The 21,919-nt window shown below is 67.3% G+C and carries 22 protein-coding genes; 13 read left to right on the top strand and 9 right to left on the bottom strand.

Annotated elements, in window-relative coordinates:
• Nucleotides 1-108: 108 nt before the first annotated feature.
• The 4 genes from HW466_RS06935 to HW466_RS06920 all read right to left on the bottom strand — a co-directional run bounded on the left by HW466_RS06935 (nucleotide 109) and on the right by HW466_RS06920 (nucleotide 3,470).
• Nucleotides 109-576, bottom strand: a complete 468-nt coding sequence (locus tag HW466_RS06935; protein WP_059508143.1) for a cupin domain-containing protein — start codon at nucleotides 574-576, stop codon at nucleotides 109-111.
• A gap of 140 nt (nucleotides 577-716) precedes the next feature.
• On the bottom strand, nucleotides 717-2,069 hold the full coding sequence (locus HW466_RS06930; RefSeq protein WP_059768541.1) for a pyridoxal phosphate-dependent decarboxylase family protein: 1,353 nt from the start codon (nucleotides 2,067-2,069) through the stop codon (nucleotides 717-719).
• Nucleotides 2,070-2,089: 20 nt separating this feature from the next.
• On the bottom strand, nucleotides 2,090-2,389 hold the full coding sequence (locus HW466_RS06925; protein WP_059791233.1) for an ArsR/SmtB family transcription factor: 300 nt from the start codon (nucleotides 2,387-2,389) through the stop codon (nucleotides 2,090-2,092).
• Nucleotides 2,390-2,582: 193 nt separating this feature from the next.
• Nucleotides 2,583-3,470 carry a LysR family transcriptional regulator gene (locus HW466_RS06920; RefSeq protein WP_059508065.1) on the bottom strand — a complete coding sequence of 296 codons (888 nt, stop codon included), beginning with the start codon at nucleotides 3,468-3,470 and terminating at the stop codon, nucleotides 2,583-2,585.
• Nucleotides 3,471-3,596: 126 nt separating this feature from the next.
• Here HW466_RS06920 and HW466_RS06915 point away from each other — a divergent pair, with 126 nt between their 5' ends.
• Nucleotides 3,597-4,634, top strand: coding sequence for an aldo/keto reductase (locus tag HW466_RS06915; RefSeq protein WP_151006265.1), 1,038 nt, complete (start codon nucleotides 3,597-3,599; stop codon nucleotides 4,632-4,634).
• A gap of 55 nt (nucleotides 4,635-4,689) precedes the next feature.
• Here HW466_RS06915 and pdxR read toward each other — a convergent pair whose 3' ends face one another.
• Nucleotides 4,690-6,174 (bottom strand): MocR-like pyridoxine biosynthesis transcription factor PdxR, encoded by a 1,485-nt coding sequence (gene pdxR, locus HW466_RS06910; RefSeq protein ID WP_174905751.1) that lies wholly within the window; start codon nucleotides 6,172-6,174, stop codon nucleotides 4,690-4,692.
• Between the two features lie 131 nt (nucleotides 6,175-6,305).
• Between pdxR and HW466_RS06905 the strand changes: the two genes are divergently transcribed.
• On the top strand, nucleotides 6,306-6,782 hold the full coding sequence (locus tag HW466_RS06905; RefSeq protein ID WP_059800494.1) for a GNAT family N-acetyltransferase: 477 nt from the start codon (nucleotides 6,306-6,308) through the stop codon (nucleotides 6,780-6,782).
• Between the two features lie 34 nt (nucleotides 6,783-6,816).
• On the opposite strand, the gene HW466_RS06900 is transcribed toward HW466_RS06905, so the two are convergent.
• Nucleotides 6,817-7,542 carry a class I SAM-dependent methyltransferase gene (locus tag HW466_RS06900; protein WP_151006480.1) on the bottom strand — a complete coding sequence of 242 codons (726 nt, stop codon included), beginning with the start codon at nucleotides 7,540-7,542 and terminating at the stop codon, nucleotides 6,817-6,819.
• 219 nt (nucleotides 7,543-7,761) lie between these two features.
• Between HW466_RS06900 and HW466_RS06895 the strand changes: the two genes are divergently transcribed.
• Together HW466_RS06895 and HW466_RS06890 are read left to right on the top strand one after the other, a co-directional pair.
• Nucleotides 7,762-8,775, top strand: a complete 1,014-nt coding sequence (locus HW466_RS06895) for a hypothetical protein (RefSeq protein ID WP_151006479.1) — start codon at nucleotides 7,762-7,764, stop codon at nucleotides 8,773-8,775.
• A gap of 230 nt (nucleotides 8,776-9,005) precedes the next feature.
• Nucleotides 9,006-9,815, top strand: coding sequence for a TlpA disulfide reductase family protein (locus HW466_RS06890; RefSeq protein ID WP_174905750.1), 810 nt, complete (start codon nucleotides 9,006-9,008; stop codon nucleotides 9,813-9,815).
• Between the two features lie 115 nt (nucleotides 9,816-9,930).
• Here HW466_RS06890 and HW466_RS31845 read toward each other — a convergent pair whose 3' ends face one another.
• Complete coding sequence (locus tag HW466_RS31845; RefSeq protein ID WP_239005906.1) at nucleotides 9,931-10,167, bottom strand: hypothetical protein; 237 nt, start codon at nucleotides 10,165-10,167, stop codon at nucleotides 9,931-9,933.
• Between the two features lie 618 nt (nucleotides 10,168-10,785).
• Here HW466_RS31845 and HW466_RS32200 point away from each other — a divergent pair.
• A complete protein-coding gene (locus tag HW466_RS32200; protein ID WP_059508058.1) occupies nucleotides 10,786-11,175 on the top strand; it encodes a fucose-binding lectin II in 390 nt (129 codons plus the stop codon).
• Between the two features lie 85 nt (nucleotides 11,176-11,260).
• Nucleotides 11,261-11,995, top strand: coding sequence for a fucose-binding lectin II (locus tag HW466_RS06875; protein ID WP_059447637.1), 735 nt, complete (start codon nucleotides 11,261-11,263; stop codon nucleotides 11,993-11,995).
• A 107-nt stretch (nucleotides 11,996-12,102) separates the two neighbouring features.
• Here the strand turns inward: HW466_RS06875 and HW466_RS06870 are convergent, their stop codons facing one another.
• Entirely contained in the window at nucleotides 12,103-13,140 is a 1,038-nt protein-coding gene (locus tag HW466_RS06870; RefSeq protein WP_151005781.1) for a histone deacetylase family protein, read from the bottom strand.
• A 126-nt stretch (nucleotides 13,141-13,266) separates the two neighbouring features.
• Here HW466_RS06870 and HW466_RS06865 point away from each other — a divergent pair, with 126 nt between their 5' ends.
• From HW466_RS06865 to dbpA, 5 genes are all read left to right on the top strand, one after another.
• Nucleotides 13,267-13,755, top strand: a complete 489-nt coding sequence (locus HW466_RS06865) for an Lrp/AsnC family transcriptional regulator (RefSeq protein ID WP_060298717.1) — start codon at nucleotides 13,267-13,269, stop codon at nucleotides 13,753-13,755.
• A 66-nt stretch (nucleotides 13,756-13,821) separates the two neighbouring features.
• A complete protein-coding gene (locus tag HW466_RS06860; RefSeq protein WP_151005779.1) occupies nucleotides 13,822-14,151 on the top strand; it encodes a hypothetical protein in 330 nt (109 codons plus the stop codon).
• A 503-nt stretch (nucleotides 14,152-14,654) separates the two neighbouring features.
• Nucleotides 14,655-16,316, top strand: coding sequence for a malate dehydrogenase (quinone) (mqo, locus tag HW466_RS06855; protein WP_174905749.1), 1,662 nt, complete (start codon nucleotides 14,655-14,657; stop codon nucleotides 16,314-16,316).
• 341 nt (nucleotides 16,317-16,657) lie between these two features.
• Nucleotides 16,658-16,855 (top strand): hypothetical protein, encoded by a 198-nt coding sequence (locus HW466_RS06850; protein ID WP_059447636.1) that lies wholly within the window; start codon nucleotides 16,658-16,660, stop codon nucleotides 16,853-16,855.
• Nucleotide 16,856: 1 nt separating this feature from the next.
• On the top strand, nucleotides 16,857-18,254 hold the full coding sequence (gene dbpA / locus HW466_RS06845) for an ATP-dependent RNA helicase DbpA (RefSeq protein WP_151004899.1): 1,398 nt from the start codon (nucleotides 16,857-16,859) through the stop codon (nucleotides 18,252-18,254).
• A gap of 40 nt (nucleotides 18,255-18,294) precedes the next feature.
• Here the strand turns inward: dbpA and HW466_RS06840 are convergent, their stop codons facing one another.
• A complete protein-coding gene (locus HW466_RS06840; RefSeq protein WP_059447516.1) occupies nucleotides 18,295-19,119 on the bottom strand; it encodes a phosphate/phosphite/phosphonate ABC transporter substrate-binding protein in 825 nt (274 codons plus the stop codon).
• Between the two features lie 321 nt (nucleotides 19,120-19,440).
• Here HW466_RS06840 and HW466_RS06835 point away from each other — a divergent pair, with 321 nt between their 5' ends.
• Entirely contained in the window at nucleotides 19,441-20,466 is a 1,026-nt protein-coding gene (locus HW466_RS06835; RefSeq protein ID WP_059508033.1) for a fatty acid desaturase, read from the top strand.
• 230 nt (nucleotides 20,467-20,696) lie between these two features.
• Nucleotides 20,697-21,899, top strand: coding sequence for a benzoate/H(+) symporter BenE family transporter (locus HW466_RS06830; protein ID WP_151004897.1), 1,203 nt, complete (start codon nucleotides 20,697-20,699; stop codon nucleotides 21,897-21,899).
• Nucleotides 21,900-21,919 lie beyond the last annotated feature (20 nt).

Genomic DNA, 21,919 nt, shown 5'->3' with positions numbered 1-21,919 from the left:
ATGCTCCGTTACCGTTGCGGTTTCCGTTGCCGCCCCGGCCGTTTCGATTGCCTGCCAAAAATGCGGACATCGCGAGTTTCGTGCGGCTTCAAAACCATCCGCCCCGGATCATCCCTGTTTCGGCAGATCGACGAATTCCTCGAGTTTGCCGGCCACGTACAGGCGCTTGCCGATGCGCGGGTATTCGCACACGTCGTGCTCGAGGCGCTGCCCGAACACGAGCATTTGCAGCGGCGCGTCGCCGGTATTTTGCAGCGTGTGCGCGTCGCCGCCGCGCGCGAAACCGAGGAAATCGCCCGGGCCGACCTCGCAGGCGCGTTCGCCGATCGTGACGGTGCCCGTGCCGGACAGCACGTACACGCATTCTTCTTCGTAAAGATGGCGGTGATACTCGGCCGATTCGTGACCGGGCATCAACGTGAGCAGGTGGCAGCCGATCTGCGTAAGACCGGTCAGGTCGCTCAACTGTCGTTTGAGGCGAACGGCGTTGGGATTGAGCGAATGCACCTCGCGGGCCGGTTCCATCTTCGCGATGTCGGCGGCTTTCAGCAGTTCACGGGGAGATGTCGTGGACATGGGGATCTCGTCGGCGTCAATGCAGCGGTTGAACGCGCCGCCCGGGCGGGCGCGGCGTGCATGCCGCGTCATTGTCCGACATTTTCAAGCGAACGCGGTCACCGGCACGATCGCCGCCCGCCGCTGCCTGGCGACGTCGCTCAGCCCACGTGCACGCCGCGCAGCTTCGTCAGCAACGCGACGAGGCGATCGATGTGTTCGTCCTCCGTGCGCCACGACGACACACTGATCCGGAACGCCGGCCGCCCCTGCCACACGGTCTGCCCGAACCATGTGTCGCCCGAATCCTGCGCGGCCTGAAGGATCGCGATCGTCTCGTCGTCGGTGCCGGCGCGCACGAGCACCTGGTTCAGCACGACACGGTTCAGCACGTCGTAGCCGGCCGCGCGCAGGCCGTCGGCGACGCGCTGCGCCTGCGCGCAATGCCGCTCGACCAGCGTCGCCACGCCGGCGCGGCCGAGCGCGCGCAGCGCGGCCCACACCGGAATGCCGCGCGCCCGCCGCGAAAACTCGAGGTTGAGATTCTTTTGCGCATCGCGTGCGCCGCTCAGGTAGACGGCATCGCTGTTCATCGCGCTCGCGAGCGCGGCTGCGTCGCGGCAGATCACCATCGCGCCGTCGTACGGCGTGTTGAGCCACTTGTGGCCGTCGGTGGTCCAGCTGTCCGCGCCGTCGATGCCGTCGGTGAGCGCGCGCTTCGACGACGCGCGCGCCCACAGCCCGAACGCGCCGTCCACGTGCACCCACGCGCCGGCGGCCTTCGCGAGCGGAATCAGCGTCGCGAACGGATCGAACTCGCCGGTGTTCACCTCGCCGGCCTGCACGCAGAGGATCGTCATCTCGTCGAGCGGCGGCAATTGCGCGGGATCGATGCGGCCGTGCGCGTCGACCGGCGCGACGATCAGGCGCTTCATCCCGAAGCCGAGCACCCGCAGCGCCTTCTTCACCGTGACGTGCGCGAGCTCGGAGAGCACGACCTTCACCTCGGGCGCGCCGATCAGCCCGTCCTCGTCGACGTCCCAGCCCTTGCGCGCGAGCAGCGCACGCCGCGCGGCGACCAGCGCGACCAGCGTGCAGGCCGTCGCGCTCGTGCCGAATCCGACCGCGCTGTCTTCGGGCAGCCCGAGCACGTCGACGACCCAGCGCGCCGCCTGTCGCTCGATCGTCGCGGCCACCGGCGAATTCGCGAACGACGATGCGCACTGGTCCCACGCGAGCATCAGCCGCTCGGCCGCCGCCGCGGCCGGCAGCGTCGCGCCGATCACGAAGCCGAAGTAGTTCGGGCCGTTCGATGCGACGGTCGCGGGCGTGCCGCGCTCGTCGAGCAAGCGCAGCACGTCGTCGGCCGGGTAGCCCGTATCGGGCAGCGGTTCGTCGAAGGCCGCAAGGCCGGCGAGCGCGGCCGCATCGGGGTACGCGCGCCGTTCGCCGGTCGCTGCGAGATATGCGTGCGCGCGCCGGTCGGCGTCGGCCAGCAGGGCGAGTTCATCCATGTCGTTTGCCTCTGTGAAGATCAGAGTTGCAGGAGATCGCGACCGAGCTGCTGCAGCGCATCGTCGATCCGCTTGTAGTACGTGAACTTGCCGACGCGCGTCGCCCGCACGAGCCCCGCATCCGCGAGGATGCGCATGTGGCGCGTGGTCGTCGCCGGCGCGATGCCGAGCTTCTCGGTAATGTACGTGCAGCACACGCCGAGTTCGTCGAAGTCGCCATGCGGCTGCGGCGGGAAATGCTTGCGCGGCTGCTTCAGCCAGCGCATCACGGCCAGACGGCTTTCGTTGGCCAGTGCGCTGATGCGGGTGACGTCGTCCATGGGTTCGGGCTCGTTTGACGTTTTGAATATTAGCTAAATGACGAAACGTGTACAACCGGTTTCGCCGGAGACGGTTGCGCTCTCCGGCATGCGGGAACGTGACGGAAGCGGCCCCGGTGCTGTTGCGCCGCATTCGACGCCATCGTGTCGGCGGCTGACCCGCGAGCGCGGCAGCGCGGCGCTTCGGTTGCGATCACGCGGCTGTCAGCGCCTGCGCCAATCTTTCGATCAGCGCACGCACGCGCCGCGGCTGCACCGCCCCGCCTGGATAGACGATCTGCAGGTCGACTTCGCCCGGCGAGAAGTCGCGGAGGATTTCGACGAGCGCGCCGGACGCCAGATCGTGCTCGACGTCGAGTCGCGATTTCAGCGCGACACCGCGCCCCGCGACGCACCACGCGCGCACGAGCGCGCCGTCGTTGGCCACGCGCCGGCCGCGCACCATCACGCGTTTCAGCTCGTCGTCGATGCGGAACGGCCACTCCGCATACAGTTCCTGGCCGAAGCGCATCACGATGCAGTCGTGCGCGGCGAGTTCGTCCGGGTGCCGCGGCGTACCGTGCGCGGCGAGATACGCGGGCGCGGCGCACACCACGCGGCGCGAACGGCCGAGCGACAGGCTGCGCAACGCGCTGTCGGCCAGCATGCCGCGCCGGATCGCGAAATCGAGCCCCTGCCCGACGAGATCGACGTAGCCGTCGCCGAGATGCAGATCGACAGTGACGCCGGGATGCTCGTCCAGGAACGCGTCGACCACCGGCACGACGCGCGCCTGTCCGAGATCGGCCGGCGCGCTCAGCCGCACGGGCCCCGACAGCGTCTGCGCGCCGAGCCTCACGCGGCTTTCGAGTTCGTCGGCTTCGGCGAGCAGGCGCCGTGCACCCGCGACGACCGTGCGACCTTCGTCGGTCAGGCTGATCGCGCGGGTCGTGCGCGTGAGCAGCGTCGCGCCGTAGTAACTCTCGAGCGCCGCCAGCCGCTCGGAGACGGTGGCCGGCGACAGGCCGACCTCGCGCCCGGCCGCGGCGAGCCCGCCCTTCTCCACGATGCGCAAGAACAGCGCCAGATTGTCGAGCAGCATTCTTCGCCTCCTCCGAAAGATATTTTCGAAGTCTGCCCAATTATCCGGATCGGCCGCAAGCGCTAGAGTGGGCGCTACTTGCCGGCGCGCTCACGGGCCGGCCTCGACGACGAGAGGGCACACGACATGGAATACCGCACGCTCGGCCGCTCCGGCCTCAAGGTTCCCGTACTGAGCTTCGGCGCAGGCACGTTCGGCGGCACCGGCCCGTTGTTCGGCGCATGGGGCAACACCGGCGTCGACGAAGCGCGCCGCCTGGTCGATATCTGCCTCGATGCCGGCGTCAACCTGTTCGACACCGCCGACGTGTATTCGGACGGCGCATCCGAGCGCGTGCTCGGCGCCGCGATCCACGGACGGCGCGATCAGGTGCTCATCTCGACCAAGACGGGCCTGCCGACCGGCGAAGGCGCGAACGAAGCCGGCACGTCGCGCCCGCGGCTGATCCGCGCGGTCGACGACGCGCTGCGCCGCCTCGATACCGACTACATCGACCTGCTGCAGCTTCACGCGTTCGACGCGGCCACGCCGGTCGAGGAAGTGTTGTCGACGCTGGACGACCTGGTTCGCGCAGGCAAGGTGCGCTATATCGGCGTGTCGAATTTCGCGGGCTGGCAGATCATGAAGTCGCTCTCAGCGGCCGACCGGCACGGCTGGTCGCGCTACGTCGCGAACCAGGTCTACTACTCGCTCGTCGGCCGCGACTACGAGTGGGACCTGATGCCGCTGGGCGCCGACCAAGGCCTCGGTGCGCTGGTATGGAGCCCGCTCGGCTGGGGCCGGCTCACGGGCAAGATCCGCCGCGACACGCCGTTGCCCGAACGCAGCCGCCTGCACGACACGGCCGGCTTCGGGCCGCCGGTCGACGACGAACGACTGTACGACGTGGTCGACGCGCTCGACGCAATCGCCGAGGAAACCGGCAAGACGGTGCCGCAGATCGCGCTGAACTGGCTGCTGCAACGCCCGACCGTGTCGTCGGTGATCGTCGGCGCGCGCAACGAGGAACAGTTGCGCCAGAATCTCGGCGCGGTCGGCTGGTCGCTGACCGCCGCGCAGGTCGCGAAGCTCGATGCGGCGAGTGCGGTCGAAGCGCCGTATCCGTACTTCCCGTATCGCCGCCAGCACGCATTCGCGCGGCTCAATCCGCCGATGCGCGGCTAAACGAACCCGACGACGGGCGTGTTCCGCAACGGCGGATCGGTGCGGCCGTCGTCCGTCAGTCTCGCTGTGCGGCCAGCGCGCGGTCGATCATCTCGCCGATCCGCCGCGCGAGCGCATCCATTCGCTCGGCCGGCACGCTGCCGTAGCCGAGCACGAGCCCGTTGTAGCCGTGCGCGGTGCCCGGCAGGCAGAAAGACGACAGCGGCCGCAGGATCAGCCCGTGCGCCTGCGCGACGCGGCTCAGCGCCCTGTCCGCGACCGGCACGTCGAGCCGCGCCGACAGATGCATGCCGCCCGCGCCGCCCGACACCGTCAGCCGCGTGCCCAATCGCCGGGCCAGCGCGTCGTGCAGCGCGTCGCGCCGCTCGGCGTACACGCGGCGCATGCGCCGCAGATGCCGCGTGAAATGCCCGGCCTCGATGAAATCCGCGAGCGCGTGCTGCTCGACCGCGCGGCCCTGCAACATCAGCGCGCCCGCCGCGTCGCGCAACGGCTGCGCGAGCACGGGCGGCACGACCATGAAGCCGATCCGCAACGCGGGAAACATCACCTTGCTGAACGTGCCGAGGTAGATCACCGGTGCATCGTCCGCGAGCCCCTGCACGGCCGCGTGCGGCGTGCCGTGGTGGCGAAACTCGCTGTCGTAGTCGTCCTCGATGATCCACGCACCGGCCGCGCGCGCCTGTGCAACGAGCGCGAGCCGCCGCTCGAGGCTCATCACCGCGCCGAGCGGATACTGGTGCGACGGCGTGATGTAGACGAGCTTCGGCGGGCGATCTCGCCAGTCGTCCGAATGCGGCGCCAGCCCCTGCGCATCGACGCCGATCGGCTCGACACGCAGGTCGGCCGCGAGAAACGCGTTGCGCGCACCGTGGTAGCCGGGATTCTCGATCCATGCAACGTCGCCCGCGTCCGCCAGCGCGCGGGCGCACAGGTCGAGCGCACCCTGCGTGCCGTCGGTGACGATCACCTGCGCGGCGTCGCAACGCACGCCGCGCGACGCGCGCAGATAACCGGCGATCGCATCGCGCAACGCCGCGTCGCCTTCCGCGGACTGATAGCCGAGCTGCGCCGGCCCGGCCGTACGCCACGCGCGTTCGACGCAGCGCCGCCATTGCGCGAGCGGGAATGCGTCGACGGCCGGCACGCCCGGCATGAACGGCAGCGATTCGTCGAGGCCGCTCGTCGCGCGCTCGGCCTGTGCGACGCGCCGCGACAACATCGCCGCATCGCCGGCGGGCGCCGCGGCGGCGGTCCGCGACCCGCGCAAGCCCATCCGGGCGACCACCGTGCCTTGCCGCGTGCCGGTCACGAATCCTTCCGACGCGAGCCGTTCGTACGCGTACAGCACCGAGTTGCGCGCGATGCCGAGTTCGTCGGCCAGCGTGCGCGACGCGGCGAGCCGTGCGCCTTCCGCGATGCGGCCGCTCAGGATCGCGTCGCGCAGACATGCGTAGAGCCGCTGCTGCTGCGACATCCGCGTGACCGCGTGCGGCCCCGCCTCGCGCTCGAAGGTCGACAGCAGCACCGCGTAATCCATCGTGGCTCCAGAATGTGTAAATGTCATGGGTCTACACATGGTGCCACGAAGTTTTTATCGTGGATGTCTGCTTTCGTTTCCGGCCGCGCCGGCAACGCTTCGTTTCATCCATCCTCGAAAGGTTCGCGACCATGAACGCTACCGACACCCGCCTGACCGTGCGCCCCGTGCGGCACGACGATTTCGACGACTGGCTGCCGCTGTGGGACGGCTACAACCGCTTCTACGGCCGCTTCGGCGACACCGCGCTGCCGCGCGAAATCACGCAGCTCACGTGGTCGCGCTTCCTCGACGACGACGAGCCCGTGCATGCGCGTGTCGCGGAACGCAACGGCCGGCTCGTCGGGCTCGTGCATTTCCTGTATCACCGGAGCACGACGCTGATCGGGCCGACCTGCTATCTGCAGGATCTTTTCACGCTCGAGAGCGAGCGCGGCAAGGGCGTCGGCCGCGCGTTGATCGAAGCCGTGTACGACGCCGCGCACGCGCAACGCGCCGAACGCGTGTACTGGCAGACGCACGAGACGAATCACACGGCGATGCGGCTCTACGACACCGTCGCGGAAAAAACCGGATTCGTGATCTACCGGAAGGTCTTGCCGCGCTGATCGTGCCGCACGGGGCGGCGCCGTCCCGGCCGCGTCACGCCAGCGGCCGCGCCTTGATCCACAGGAACAGCGGCACGCGCGACCACTGCTTCAGCGTGTCCGTGTCGGCGCGGTCAGGCAGCGGCTCGCGCAGCGACACGATCGCGAAGCCGGCGGCCTCCAGCGCATCCATGTAAGCCTGCAGCGGCAACGACCAGCCCGCGAAATGCATCGACAGCCCGTCGCGCGTTTCCACGCCTTCGAAATGCGCGCTGCCGAAATACGTGCCTTCGAGCACGAACGGCGCGTCGGGCTGCGGCCCCGCGAAACGGCCGCGATCGCGAAACGGATGCACGAGCGACACGAACAGCAGCCCGCCCGGTTTCAGCACGCGGCGCGCCTCGCGCAACGCGGCCGCCATGTCGTCGAGATCCATCAGCACGTTGTACGCCATCACCATGTCGAAGCTGGCCGGATCGAACGGCAACACGGCGGCGTCGGCGAGTGCGTAACGGTGTGCGGAATTCGCGCGACGGGCGGCGTCGAGCATCGCGGGCACCGCGTCGCTCGCGGTCACGTCGTAGCCGAGCGCCTTCAGTTCGCGGCTCACGCGGCCCTCGCCGCAACCGATTTCCAGTACGTGGCCGCTGCCGTGACCGAGGTAAGCCGCCAGCCCTTCGCGATACTTCCAGAATGCATCGTGGCCCGGCCTGCCGGCCCACTCGATCCACTGGTCGGCGACGTGCGCCCAGTGTTCCGTGATGGCTTTCGTGTCGGTCATGTGTGCTCCCGGTCGGTGTGCGGCGTGTTGCCCCAGGATGCGCATGGTAAGCCGAAGCGGCCGGGCGCGTGAGCGGGTGGCGCGAAGCAAAGCCGCCCGCCCCGCCAATTTCCGTTTCCGACCTCGGCGTTCTACAGTTACGAGAAACGACATGCGACGCTGCCGACGTTCACGTTCGGTCCGCGTCCGCCGATACGCACCCGATTCCGAGGAACGTCCATGCCGAGTATCGTCGCCGGTCCCGCCCATCTTCCGCCGAGCCCCGTCGCCGCCGAAACGCGCATGGTGCACGACGTCGCCACGCTGCAGCCGTCGGACTATCGTTCGACCGACGGCGCATCGTGGGTCATCGCCACCGTCACACCGGCCCCCGACAGCGGCGAAAACGTGACCGGCACGACCTACTTCGATACCGCGAAACAGCAAACCGTCGCGGTGCCCGACGCGCGCCGGCGTTATGCGAACCGTGGCACCTGGCAGGTGGTCGCGAGTTCGAGCCCGTCGGTGCCCGCCGCCGGGCGCTACGACTGGCTAACGCTCGCATGGCTGCCGATCAACCGGCGGCCGTTGCCGCAAACGCCCGAGCATCTGTATTCGCCGTTCATTCACGGCGGCACGATCGTCTACCGCTGGAATCCGGCCGCGCAAGGCGGCGAACAGTTCGGCAACGTGCGGATGATCTTTCCGGAGTGGCGGCAGCAGGTGGCCAACGTGCTGCGCGCCTCGCCCGGCGACTTCGCACATGCTGCCGCGGGCGCGCCGGCATCGGCGCTCGATCGCGTACAGCAGGACGATAACCCGATGGCCGCCGTGCTCGACTTCGGCACCGCGCTGCATGAGGAACCGGTCGACCGGATCGCCGCACGCCTGCCGGCTTTGCTGCGCGTGAACGACCTGCACGAAGTGTCGGCGATCGTGTTCCAGTGCATCGCGGCGTCGCGCGAGGAGGACCGGCCGCGCCTCGTCGAAGCGATCAGCGGGTCGATCTTTTCGATCGACGACAGCGCGCGCCTGCTCGCGATTGCCTATGGCGCATTCGCGGCGGGCAGGGCGAAGCCGCGTCCGTTCAGCGATGCCGCGCAAGCCGCGCGGATCAACGACGTGTTCGCGACATTGAAGCAGCGGACGTCAGCGCTCGGCGTGCCGGTCGCTCAGGGTTCGCCGTGGTACGAATTCTTCACCGCGTATCGGCTCGGGAGCGCGTCGCCCGGCGCCGGCGGAAGCAGGCAGTAGTTGCCCAGGCCGCGCGATCGCCGGTCGACCTGACGCTTCGGCAAGCATCGACGAAAACAACGTCGTCCTGAATGCCGGTGCTCGGCGAGCAATTCGCGCGCACAACTTACGGCGCACATTGCTCGGTCTGAGCGGGAACCGCGCACGTCGCTCAGGGTCGAATCGCGACATGACCGGCAACGTTGCCGTGTTCACCGGTCGATCCACGATCCCCGCACCTTTTTCTTCCCATGTTGAGCATCGGTCCCTTCTCGATCCGCGTCGTCGCGGTAGCCGCCGCCGCGCTGCTGGCGTGGCTCGTCGCCCGTTTCATCCAGCGCCGCCCGCCGGACGGCCAGCACAAGAGCGCATCGAGCCTGATCCTCGACGCGCTGCTGCTCGGGCTGGTCGCCGCGCGCATCGGCTATGTCGCGCAATGGTGGCGCGAATATGCAGCGGCGCCACGGTCCATCGTCGCGCTCGGCGACGGCGGCTTCGACTGGCGCATCGGCGTTGCCGCCGCGTTGACGTTCGCCGTGTGGCGGCTGCGCGGCCTGCCCGCGCTGCGCCGCCCGGTGGCAGCCGGCATCGTCGCCGGTCTCGCCGCATGGGGCATCGCGCAAGGCACGCTGGCCACGCTGCAGCACGCCGCGCCGCCATTCGCCACGATGCAACTCGAAGCGCTCGATTCGACGCCGGTGCCGCCGCAACGCTTTGCCGGCAAGCCGCTCATCGTGAACCTGTGGGCAACGTGGTGCGCGCCTTGCCGGCGCGAGATGCCGATCCTCGAACAGGCGCAGCGCGAGCATCCCGGCATCACGGTGCTGATGCTCAACCAGGGCGAAAACGCGCAAGCCGTGCGCGCGTTCCTCGAACAGCAGGGGCTGCGTTTCGACAACGTGCTGCTCGATCCGCCGTTGCGTGCGATGCACGCGTACGGGTCGCGCGGGCTGCCGACGACGCTGTTCTTCGATGCGAAGGGCACACTCGTCGAATCGCACATGGGCGAGATCACCGCCGCGCGATTGAAGGACGCCGTGGCGCAGCGCTTCGGTCAGTGATGCCGCCGGAAGCCTGCGGGAAGGCGTGGTCGATCGTCGATGGCCGGGGCCGGTCGTGGCACCGCGCATGCCTCGTTCCACGATAGGCCGGCACGTCGCCAACCATTCGCCACGCTTACGGCCTCGACAGCACCATCACGCGCCCCGACACGCGCTGAAGCTTCAGCCACCCGGTGTCGGCGGTGAAGCGAAGCTGCTGCAACGGAAAATCGAAGCCCGCCTTCTGCGCGGCGCTGACCACCGCGTCGGCGATCCAGCGGATCAGTTCCTTTCCTTCGTCGGTCGTCTGGTGGCCGTTCTGGACACCGTAGAAATAGCGGTTCCCCGCGTTGACTTCGTTTTGCAGCTGCATCCAGTGCCCCGGCAGGCAGGCAGCGTCCTGAACAGGTCGGCCACGCGCTGCGTCGTCAGCCCGCGCGCCCACAACGCGCCATTCACCGCCGGCCTGGCCAGGTTGTGGCGGTCTGCCTCCTGAGCCTGCCCCTTGATCTCGCCTTTCAGAATATCGGGTTTCGTCATCGCACTGTCCTCGTGAAGGCCCGCCAACGGGCCGATTGAATGAAAGCCGCCGAATAATGGAGCACGTAATGGAGCGCGCGCGCTCCGTGCACGATACAGCTAATCTCGAAATTGATCGCCTGTCAGGTGTATCAGGCGAACGCGTTGCGATATCGAATGGCGCAAATCGGCCTGCGCCGGCACGCGCCGAAGCCGCGGCCCCGCCCATCCATTCATTATTCAAAAAGACGTGACGCGCAGCGACATCGTTTCGCGGATATTTTTAATCATATTCAATCAAACGTTAATCACTAAATCGAACTGTTTCGATCTCCGATTTTCTGAACAATTTCCATTCCCGGCCGAATATTTTTTATTTATTTTTCGCCATGCTGGGCACGTCGCGTTTCAAACGGCAAACGTTTGCGCGACGCACAACAGTGCCTTATCCACCGACCTTCAGGAGGCAAGCATGGCCGACTCTCAAACGTCCTCGAATCGCGCCGGCGAGTTTTCGATTCCGCCAAACACCGACTTCCGCGCGATTTTCTTCGCGAATGCCGCCGAGCAGCAGCACATCAAGCTGTTCATCGGCGACAGCAAGGAGCCCGCCGCCTATCACAAGCTGACCACGCGCGACGGCCCGCGCGAAGCCACGCTGAATTCCGGCAACGGCAAGCTCCGTTTCGAAGTGACGGTGAACGGCAAGGCATCGGCCACCGATGCCCGCCTCGCGCCGATCACCGGCAAGAAATCGGACGGCTCGCCGTATACCGTCAACTTCGGAATCGTCGTGTCGGAAGACGGTCACGACAGCGACTACAACGACGGCATCGTCGTGCTGCAATGGCCGATCGGCTGACGAACGCATGCTGCATCACGCGCGACACGGCGAAATCCGATCGCCGGCCGCGTCACGCAAGACCATCCATCAAGACGAGGACGACATGACACAACCCTTTACCCACGACGACCTGTATGCGCTTCTGCAGCTCGCGGGCAACGACGCAACCGCCGTACAGGCGAACGGCGATCAGGCGGTGCTCGACCGCATGCGTCAGTTCATGACCGCGCAGCTCGTGGAAAAACTGCCGCAATACGACGTGTTCGTCGACATCGCGACCATTCCGTACAGCTTCGACGTCGGCAGCTGGCAGAACAAGGTGAAGGCCGACGCAGCGGGCCAGGTGATCGCATGCACGGTGACGTGGGCCGGCGCGCCCGGTGTGCTGCCCGGCGCGGCGGCGAAGTTCGGCGTGGGCGCGGTGGTCAATTACTTCTCGAAGGCGACGCCGCAACCCGCGCAGCCGGAACCCGCGACGACCGGCGGCGGCGAGCGCGACGGCATCTTCAACCTGCCGCCGAACATCGCGTTCGGCGTGACGGCGCTGGTCAACTCGGCCGCGCAGCAGACGATCGAAGTCTATGTCGACGACAACCCGAAGCCCGCGGCGACATTCCAGGGCGCCGGCACGCAGGACGCGAACCTGAACACGCAGATCGTGAACTCGGGCAAGGGGAAGGTGCGCGTGGTCGTGACGGCGAACGGCAAGCCGTCGAAGATCGGCTCGCGCCAGGTCGACATCTTCAAGAAAACCTACTTCGGGCTGGTCGGCTCGGAGGACGGCACGGACGGTGACTACAACGACGGCATCGCGATCCTGAACTGGCCGTTGGGTTGAGTCGCTCTCTCCAGTCGATGGTCGCCGCGCCGGACGGCGTGGCGATCAGCATCGACGCTGATTATTCGCGGTCCGAACGATTGTCGATTGCAGCCGAAGCGATGCGATCACGCGCGCCCTTCGAATCCGAGCAGCACGTTCACCGCGTTGATTCCGATTTCGTCGACCATGTAGCCGCCTTCCATCACGAACAGCGTCGGCAGGTTCAGGCGCGCGAGCACCTCGCCGATCCGCACGTAGTCGGGCGAGCGCAGCCTGAAATGGCTGATCGGATCGTGCTCGAACGTGTCGACGCCGAGCGACACGACGAGCAGGTCGGGCGCATGCGTCGCGATCGCGGCAGTGGCGTGGCCGAGCGCCGCCGCGTAGGTGTCCCACTGCGTGCCCTTCGGCAGCGGCAGGTTCAGGTTGAAACCTTCGCCCGCACCTGCGCCGCGCTCGTCGGCGTAGCCGGAGAAGTACGGATACGACACGGCCGGCTCGCCGTGCAGCGACGCGAACAGCACGTCGGGCCGCTCGTAGAAGATGTCCTGCGTGCCGTTGCCGTGGTGGAAATCGACGTCGAGCACCGCGACGCGCGCGGCACCGCGCGCCATGCCGTGCTGCGCGGCGATCGCCGCGTTGTTCAAGTAGCAGTAGCCTCCCATGTACTCGCGGCCCGCATGATGGCCGGGCGGGCGGCACAGCGCGAACGCCGCGCGCGCGCCCCCGCTCGACAGCAGGTCGGCGCCAGTGAGCGCCGAGTTCGCGCTCGCGCTCACTGCCTCCCACGTACCGGCGTTGATCGGTGCGCCCGCATCCATCGCGAAGAATCCCAGCTTGCCGTCGATGAAGTCGGGCAGCGTCGCGGCCGACGGCATCGCGCGCACCGGCCATACGAGCGGCAGCGCCTGGCAGGTGCGCCCGCTCGCGGTCCACTCGTCCCATGCGCCCGCGAGGAAATCGACATAGCGCGCGCTGTGCGCGCCGGCATAGCACGCGCGGTCGAACGCGCGCGGCGGGACCACGCTGCCGAGGCCGGCCGCGCGCACCTGCGCGAGCACCGTCTCGGCGCGAAGCGGGTTCTCGAACGATTCGGTGATCGCGCCGTCCTTCAGTTCGACGCCGCGATGCAGATGGTGATCGCTGCTGTAGACCGTGAGCATGGTTGACCGTCGCCGTAAGCGCTTGAAAGGGGTGACAACAGTCTATTGACGCTCGACGGCACTTGCTTTGCTTTTCACCGCTCCGTTTCATACAATTTTGAGAAAACAGCCTACGGAGACCCGGGAATGAGCAAAAATCGCGCTTCGGTGGAACTGGACGGCGTCGACCGCGCGATGCTCCGCCTGCTGCAGGAAGACGGCGCGCTGTCCAACGCGACGCTCGGCGAACGGCTGTCGCTGAGCGTCACGCCGTGCTGGCGGCGGCGCAAGCGACTTGAGGACGAGGGCGTGATCACCGGCTACCAGGCGAACCTCGACCGCCGCGCGCTCGGCATGAACGTGTTCGCGTTCGTGCAGGTCACGTTCAACATGCATTCCGATCAGGATCCGGACCACTTCGAGGACGTGATGCGGCGTCACGACGAAGTGACGTCGTGCCACAAGATCACCGGCGCGGCAGATTACATCCTGCAGGTGGTCGCCGCCGATCTCGACACGTATGCGGAATTCGTCGAACGCGTGCTGAGGAAGCAGGCCGGTGTGTCGTCGATCCAGTCGAGCCTCGCGCTGCGCGAGGTCAAGTTCTCGTCGCGCGTGCCGGTGCCGGATGCGTGATCGAATCGTTCAATCGCCCGTTTGCGGGCATCCGCCGTCGAACCTCATCCCATGGAGCGCTACCGTATGAAGCCTTTCACTTGTTCCGCGTCGATTGCCGCGATGATCGCCTGTGCGCTTGCATTGAGCGCGTGCGCGACCGAGCCCGCTTCCCCGCTTCCGCCCGATGTCGCCGGTCAGAACACCCAGACCTCGCAGACCGCGCAAGCCGGACAAGCCGCGCCGCCGCTCGTCGGCGGCGATCGCGATGCGCATGGCTGCATCGGCTCGGCGGGCTACGCATGGTGCGAACGAACGCAGCAATGCGAGCGTCCGTGGGAACTCGCGAAGGCGCACGGCTTCGCGAATTCGGCGCAGGGATACGCGCAGTTCTGCCGCGGCGGCGCGTCGAACTGATGCCGTGACGGCAACCGGATCGCGGTGCAACGCCGCGATCCGGATGAAGTAACGCTATCGCGCGAATCGCGCCCGGTCCGTCCCCGCCATTCTTCCCGTTCCGCGCCCCGCCTTTCCGGAAACCCGGACACTTAAAAAACCCCACGAAAACAAGGATATTCCGCGTGTGCGACACCGGAATCGAGTTCGGTTATATTACGCGCCCCTTGCCATCCCGCCCCCGTCGAATGCATTGCGCGCGGCCTCTTTCGGCGCAGCCTGAAGCCGTGTCCGGCGAGGCTTGCAGCACGGGCCCGCACGCTCGTTGCACGACCGTGAAGCGTGAACTTGCATGACCGCATGAAGCCGATCCGAAGGTGTCCTTCGCAACGGCTTCGTGTGCGCAAATGCAACGGTGAACGCGGCCGATCCGGAATTCCGGATTCGTGCTCCGGATCTCCGGACGCGCGGGTCGAACGCGAATCCGCGTCGGCCGGGCGGCATGGCAAACCGATGCATCCAAGTTGAAAAAGGGATCTGCTGTGATCAAAACGTTACGGGTAATACTGTCGGCGCTCGCGCTGTGCGTCGCGGCGACGTCCGCGAATGCCGCCGATACGAAGAAGGTCGACGTCCTGCTGGTGGGCGGCGGCATCATGAGCTCGACGCTCGGCGTGTGGCTGCACGAGCTTCAGCCCGACTGGTCGATGACGATGGTCGAACGCCTCGACGGCGTCGCGCTGGAAAGCTCGAACGGCTGGAACAACGCGGGCACCGGCCACTCGGCGCTCGCCGAACTGAACTACACGCCGGAGAAGGCGGACGGCAAGATCGACATCTCGAAGGCGATCGAGATCAACGAGTCGTTCCAGATCTCGCGCCAGTTCTGGGCGTGGCAAGTCCGGCAGGGCGTACTGAAGAACCCGCGCTCGTTCATCAACTCGACGCCGCACATGAGCTTCGTGTGGGGCGACGACAACGTCCGCTTCCTGAAGAAGCGCTACGACGCGCTGCAGGCGAGCCCGCTGTTCCGCGGGATGCAGTATTCGGAAGACTACGACCAGATCAAGCAGTGGGTGCCGCTGATGATGGAAGGCCGCGACCGCAACCAGAAGGTCGCGGCAACGTGGACACCGATCGGCACCGACGTGAACTTCGGCGAGATCACGCGCCAGTTCGTCGGCTACCTGAAGACGCAGCCGAATTTTACGCTGTCGCTGTCGAGCGAAGTGCGCGAGATCTCGCGCAACGCCGACGGCACGTGGCACGTGTCGTGGGTGAAGCTGCATTCGGATGAACCGCCACAGGCCGTCGACGCGAAATTCGTGTTCATCGGCGCGGGCGGCGGTGCGCTGCACCTGCTGCAGGCCTCGGGCATTCCGGAGGCGAAGGACTACGGCGCGTTCCCGGTCGGCGGTTCGTTCCTCGTGACCGACAACCCCGAAGTCGTGAAGCGCCACCTCGCGAAGGCATACGGCAAGGCGTCGGTGGGCTCGCCGCCGATGTCGGTGCCGCACCTCGATACGCGCATCATCGACGGCAAGAAGATCATCCTGTTCGGGCCGTTCGCGACGTTCTCCACCAAGTTCCTGAAGAACGGCTCGTACTTCGACCTCGCGAAGAGCACCAACGTGCACAACGTCGCACCGATGATGCGGGTCGGCATCGACGAGTTTCCGCTCGTCCAGTACCTCGCGGGCCAGCTGATGCTGTCCGACGACGACCGCTTCAACGCACTCAAGGAGTATTTCCCCGACGCGAAGAAGGAAGACTGGCGCCTGTGGCAGGCCGGCCAGCGCGTGCAGATCATCAAGCGCGATCCGAAGAAGGGCGGCGTACTGAAGCTCGGCACCGAGATCGTCAGCTCGCAGGACGGCAGCATCGCGGGGCTGCTCGGCGCATCGCCGGGCGCGTCGACGGCCGCGCCGATCATGCTGAACCTGATGCAGAAGGTGTTCAAGGACAAGGTCGCGACGCCCGAATGGCAGCAGAAGATCCGCCAGATCGTGCCAAGCTACGGCACGAAGCTGAACGACAGCCCGGCGAAGGTCGTCGAGGAATGGACCTACACGAGCGACGTGCTGCAGCTCTCGCCGCCGCCGAAGATCGACCTGACCGCGCCGTCGCAGGCGACGGGCGCAACCCCGGCGCGCCCCGCGAAGGCATCGGCCGACATGGCGCTGTAACGCGTCCGGCCCCGTTTCGTCGCATCGCACGGCCGCCCTTCGGGGCGGCCGTTTTTCATGGCGAAGGCGGGCGGTGCCGCGCGCGCTCGCCGGTGGCGGCTCCGCAGCCCCGCAAGGACGCTCGTCCGAAGCCGGCCGGTGCGTGCCGTATCGCCCACTGCCGGCTCCCCGCATCCGCTAGAATTGCGGGCACGCGCGACGCCGTCGCCACCCGATCCACCACCCGCATCGACGCGGTCACGCGACCGCCGGTGCGGCCCGCGCCCGAGCCGCGCGAGCGCCGCACGCCGTTGCCGCGCCCGCCGGGCGCGCCACCAACCGAATTCAGCTGGAGAAAGACCGTGTTTACCTGCCGAAACCAGAGCTGCGGCACGCAGTGGGAGACGTCCGACGTCGTCATCAAGGACGAAGGCCAGGGGCTGTTGTTCCGCTGCCCGCTGTGCGGCGCGCGCAACTATCTCGAACGCTTCGAGGACGATGAAGGCAACGTCCTCTACGAACAGATGGAAGGCCGCCCTTACCTCGGAGATCTCTCCTGACATGACCCAACCGACCGCCACGCCGTTCAGCGCGCTGCCGCTGACGCCCGCCATGCTCGCGAACCTCGCGCAGCTCGGCTATGTCGACATGACGCCGATCCAGGCCGCGAGCCTGCCGATCGCACTGGCCGGCCAGGACCTCATTGCGCAGGCGAAGACGGGCAGCGGCAAGACCGCCGCGTTCTCGCTCGCGCTGCTCGCGCGCCTCGACGCGCGCCGCTTCGACGTGCAGGCGATGATCCTGTGCCCGACGCGCGAGCTCGCCGACCAGGTCGCGCAGGAAGTGCGCCGCCTCGCGCGCGCCGAGGAAAACGTAAAGGTGCTGACGCTGTGCGGCGGCACGCCGATGCGGCCGCAGGCGCAGAGCCTCGAGCATGGCGCGCACATCGTCGTGGGTACGCCGGGCCGCATCATGGATCACCTCGATCGCGGCAACCTGACGCTCGATGCGCTGAACACGCTGGTGCTCGACGAGGCCGACCGGATGCTCGACATGGGCTTCTTCGACGACATCGCGAAGGTCGCGCGGATGTGCCCGACGACGCGCCAGACGCTGCTGTTCTCGGCGACCTACCCGGACGGCATCGCGAAGCTGAGCCAGCAGTTCCTGCGTAATCCGAAAGAAGTGAAGCTCGAGGAGCGCCACGACGACAGCAAGATCCGCCAGCGCTTCTACGAAGTGACGGAAACCGAGCGGCTGCACGCAGTGGGCCAGTTGCTGAACCATTATCGGCCGGTGAGCACAATCGCGTTCTGCAACACCAAGCAGCAATGCCGCGACCTGCTCGACGTGCTGCACGCACAGGGCTTCCATGCGCTCGCGCTGCACGGCGAGCTCGAACAGCGCGAACGCGACCAGGTGCTGATCCAGTTCGCGAACCGCAGCTGCTCGGTGCTGGTCGCGACCGATGTCGCCGCACGCGGGCTCGATATCGCCCAGCTCGAGGCGGTAATCAACGTCGACGTGACGCCCGATCCCGAAGTGCACGTGCACCGCATCGGCCGCACCGGCCGTGCCGATCAGGAGGGCTGGGCGCTGAGCCTCGCCAGCATGGACGAGATGCGACGCGTCGGCGCGATCGAGCAGGCGCAGAAGCGCGAGGTCGAATGGCATCCGCTCGCGGAACTGAAGCCGGCCAGCAACGACCCGCTGCTGCCGCCGATGGAAACGCTGCAGATCCTCGGCGGGCGCAAGGACAAGATCCGCCCGGGCGACGTACTCGGCGCGCTGACCGGCGACGCGGGCTTCGACGGCAAGCAGATCGGCAAGATCAACGTGACCGAGTTCTCGACCTACGTGGCGATCGAGCGCGGCGTCGCGCGCGACGCGCTGCGCAAGCTCAATGCGGGGAAGATCAAGGGCAAGCGGGTCAAGGTTCGGTTGATGGACGAGGAATGACCTGAAGCGGTGCGACTGGCATCGCAGCCGCACCGCCGCATCACGCCAGCTCCGGATACCCGTGCGCAGCCGCGTCCGTCGCGAAATCGGCAATCGCGTCGTAGGCATCCGGCGGCAGGCGCTCGAACCGCTTGAGCCGCAATGCGCTCGCCCGTTGGGCATCGACCGTAACCGCGTGATCGAGCGCATCCTGCAGCGCCGCCACGAGCCGTCCTTCCAGCGCCTTCGATGCAATCAACGGCAAGCCCGGCGCCGATGCCGTCATGCCGATGATCCGGATGTCGTTCAACAATTCCGGCAGCGCATCACGTACGTACGCGAACGTCACGCAGTCGATCGCCGCGCAATCGGCAACGCCCGCGGCCAGCGCGCGCAGCACGTTCAGATGCGAGCCGAACGACACGACCGAACCGAAGAAGCGCCCGTCATGCGCGTGCGGCGCAACCGCGTGCCGGAATGCGTTCATCCCGCTGTGTGAATCCGCGCCGTTGTATGCGGCACGCAATCCGCGACAGGCAGCCAGCGTCGTCGCACCGCCCGAATGCACGCGCGCCGACACCACCAGCACGCTGCTGTAGCGCGCGCCATCACAGCCCGGCGCATCGAATGCCGGTGTCGCGATCGGTTGCACGGTATCGCGCAATCCGAGCATCCGGTATGGATAACCGCATGTTTGCGACAACAGCAAGTCGTCGCGGCGCCACAGCGCGTGCAGATCGCCGAACGGCTCGTCGAGCAGCGCGACGCCGGCCGGCCCGCCTGCATGCGCGAACGCATCGAGCGCATCACGCAGCAACGCGCGCCACAGGGCGGCGTGGCGCGGCGTCACGTTGTACATCGGCAGTCCGGCGATCCATGAGCTCATGCGCGCATTCTACGCATCGACGGCGCATTGGAGAAAGCCCGTTCTCTCGCGTTTCGCACGGGTCCGGCACGCGGCGCGGGCAGTCACAATGCTTATCCGTCGCGCAGCGATAAGCAAATGCGAATTGCTTGGTTGGCCTGACTACGCGAGCCGGTTAGCGTTCCGGTGTCGCGACACCGTCGCGAGCCGCTGTCGGTAGCGGTCCGACGGCGAGCCGTGGACCACGTCGGCCACCTGCATCGCGGCCCGCGCCGGCGCGATCGTCCGCTATCCGTGACGCGTGTCGCACCCGTATCACCCGCTTCATCCTGTCCCACCAACATGGCCGAATACTTCGACGTCGACCACGCGCGCGCGATCGCCGCACTCGACGCCCGCTTCACCGCACGCACCGAGTGGCCGACGTGGCTGCTGGTCGTCGCGATCTACGGCGGCTGGCTCGCCGTGCTGCTGCTCGTGCGCGCCGGGCATCTGTCGCTGGCAGCCGCGACGCCGCCGCTGATCCTCCTCGGCGCGTGGCACATGTCGCTGCAGCATGAGCTGCTGCACGGCCATCCGACGCGCTCCGCGTTCGTGAACCGATTGCTCGGCTATCCGCCGTTGACGATCTGGTATCCGTACACGCTGTATCGCGACACGCACCTCGACCATCACCGCGACGAGGACCTGACCGTGCCGGGCGTCGACCCGGAAACGAACTACGTGTCGCGCGCGCAGTGGGCGCGGTTGCCGCGCTGGCGTCGCGCGCTAACCGTTGCGCGCACCACCTTCATCGGACGTCTGGTGTTCGGGCCGCCGACGAGCGTTGCCGCGATGTTCGCCGACACATTCGCCGCGTTCCGACGCGCCGACTTCCGCTATCTGCGGATGTGGATAACGCACGGCCTGTGCGTGGTCGCGCTACTCGCCTGGCTGCAGCGGGCGATCGGCGTGCCGTGGTGGTACTACCTGCTGGCGGTCACGTGGCCCGCGCTGTCGCTCGCGATGATCCGCTCGCTGTTCGAACACCGCGCCGCCCGGCATCCGAAGGCGCGCATCGCGATCAACGAGGCCGGCTTCGCGATGCGGCTGCTGTACCTGAACAACAACTATCACCTCGTGCATCACGACCTGCCGAGGCTGCCGTGGTACGACCTGCCGCGCGCGTACCGGATGCGGCGTGACGCCTATGCGGCCAAATGCGGCGGCTTCGTGATCCGCGGCGGGTATCGCGAACTGCTGGCGCGCCACGCATGGACGCCGACCGACGCGCCCGTGCATCCGTTCGACGGCGGCACGGCGTCGCTGTCGACGGGCGGTGGTGCGAAGATTGCCGCAGTCGACGGGTATCTTCAGATCAGTACGTGACGTTCCAAGCAAGCCGCGCTTCGCCATGAAGCCGCCGCCGGCGGCGACGCGCGCGCAAGGCCGCACGGCAGCACCGACGCACATTCCTTACGAAAAGCCGACAACGCCAATCTCGATCGGCAAATTGCCAATTCCGGCGGCAATGCGCAGAATGACGGATCGTCCGGGGCCTCCAACAATCATTCGCCCCGGCTCAGCCTACCGGCCACGCGCCGCACTCCCCTACGACGATGCAACCGAACACCTCGCCCGGCGCGATCCGCTCGATCGGCAACGACTGGTCCGTCTCCGCGATCACCGCGGGCTTTCTCGCGGTGCTGATTTCCTATGCGGGCCCGCTCGCGATCTTCTTCCAGGCATCGCAGGCCGCGCATGTATCGAGCGACATGGTGGCGTCGTGGGTGTGGGCGATCTCGATCGGCGCGGGCGTATCCGGGCTGTTCGCGAGCTGGAAACTGAAGGTGCCGATCGTGACCGCTTGGTCGGCGCCCGGCACCGCGCTGCTCGTCGGCCTCTTTCCGCAGCTGACGCTGAACCAGGCCGTCGGCGCGTACATCACGGCCGCGCTGATCATCCTCTTGATCGGCATCACCCGCTATTTCGACCGGCTCGTGCGCCACATTCCGCGCGGCATCGCGTGCGGGATGATGGCCGGCATCCTGCTGCCGTTCGGCATGCACGCGTTCTCCGCCGCGACCGCGCAGCCGGTGCTCGGATTCGGGATGATCGCCGCGTACGTGATCTTCAAGCGCCTGCTGCCGCGCTACAGCATCGTGCTCGTGCTGCTGACGGGGGCGGCCATCGCGACGCTGCTCGGGATGGCGCATCTCGGCAACGTGTCGCCGAGCATCGCGCGGCCGATCTTCATCGCGCCCGAATGGACGCTCGGCACGACACTGAGCCTCGCGCTGCCGCTCGTCGTCGTGAGTCTCACCGGCCAGTTCCTGCCGGGCATGACGATCCTGCGCGTATCGGGCTATCACACGCCGGCGCGCCCGATCATCACCGCGACCAGCGTGATGTCGCTCGTCGTCGCGTGCTTCGGCGGGATCACGATCGTCGTCGCCGCGATCACCGCCGCGCTGTGCACCGGCAAGGATTCGCACGAGGATCCGGACCGGCGCTACATCGCGGGCATCGCGAACGGTGTCGTCTACCTGATCGGCGGGCTCTTCGCGGGAACCATCGTCACGCTGTTCTTCGCACTGCCGAAGGCGTTCGTCGCGATTCTCGCCGGACTCGCGCTGATCGGCGCGATCGGCGCGAACGTGCACGGGATCTTCGAGGACGAGGACCATCGCGAAGCGTCGGTGATCACGTTCCTCGCAACCGCGTCGGGAATGACGTGGCTCGGGCTCGGGTCCGCGTTCTGGGGAATCGTGATCGGGTCGGCCGCGTATGCGGTGTTGAGCAGGGTGCGGCGCCCGGCATAGCACACGGGATAATTTCCGCC

The organism is Burkholderia territorii, assembly GCF_902833055.1.
In the GTDB taxonomy this organism is placed as follows: Bacteria; Pseudomonadota; Gammaproteobacteria; order Burkholderiales; family Burkholderiaceae; genus Burkholderia; species Burkholderia territorii.
The sequence above is the reverse complement of the archived record's forward strand: the minus strand, read 5'-3'. Positions and strand labels throughout refer to the sequence as shown.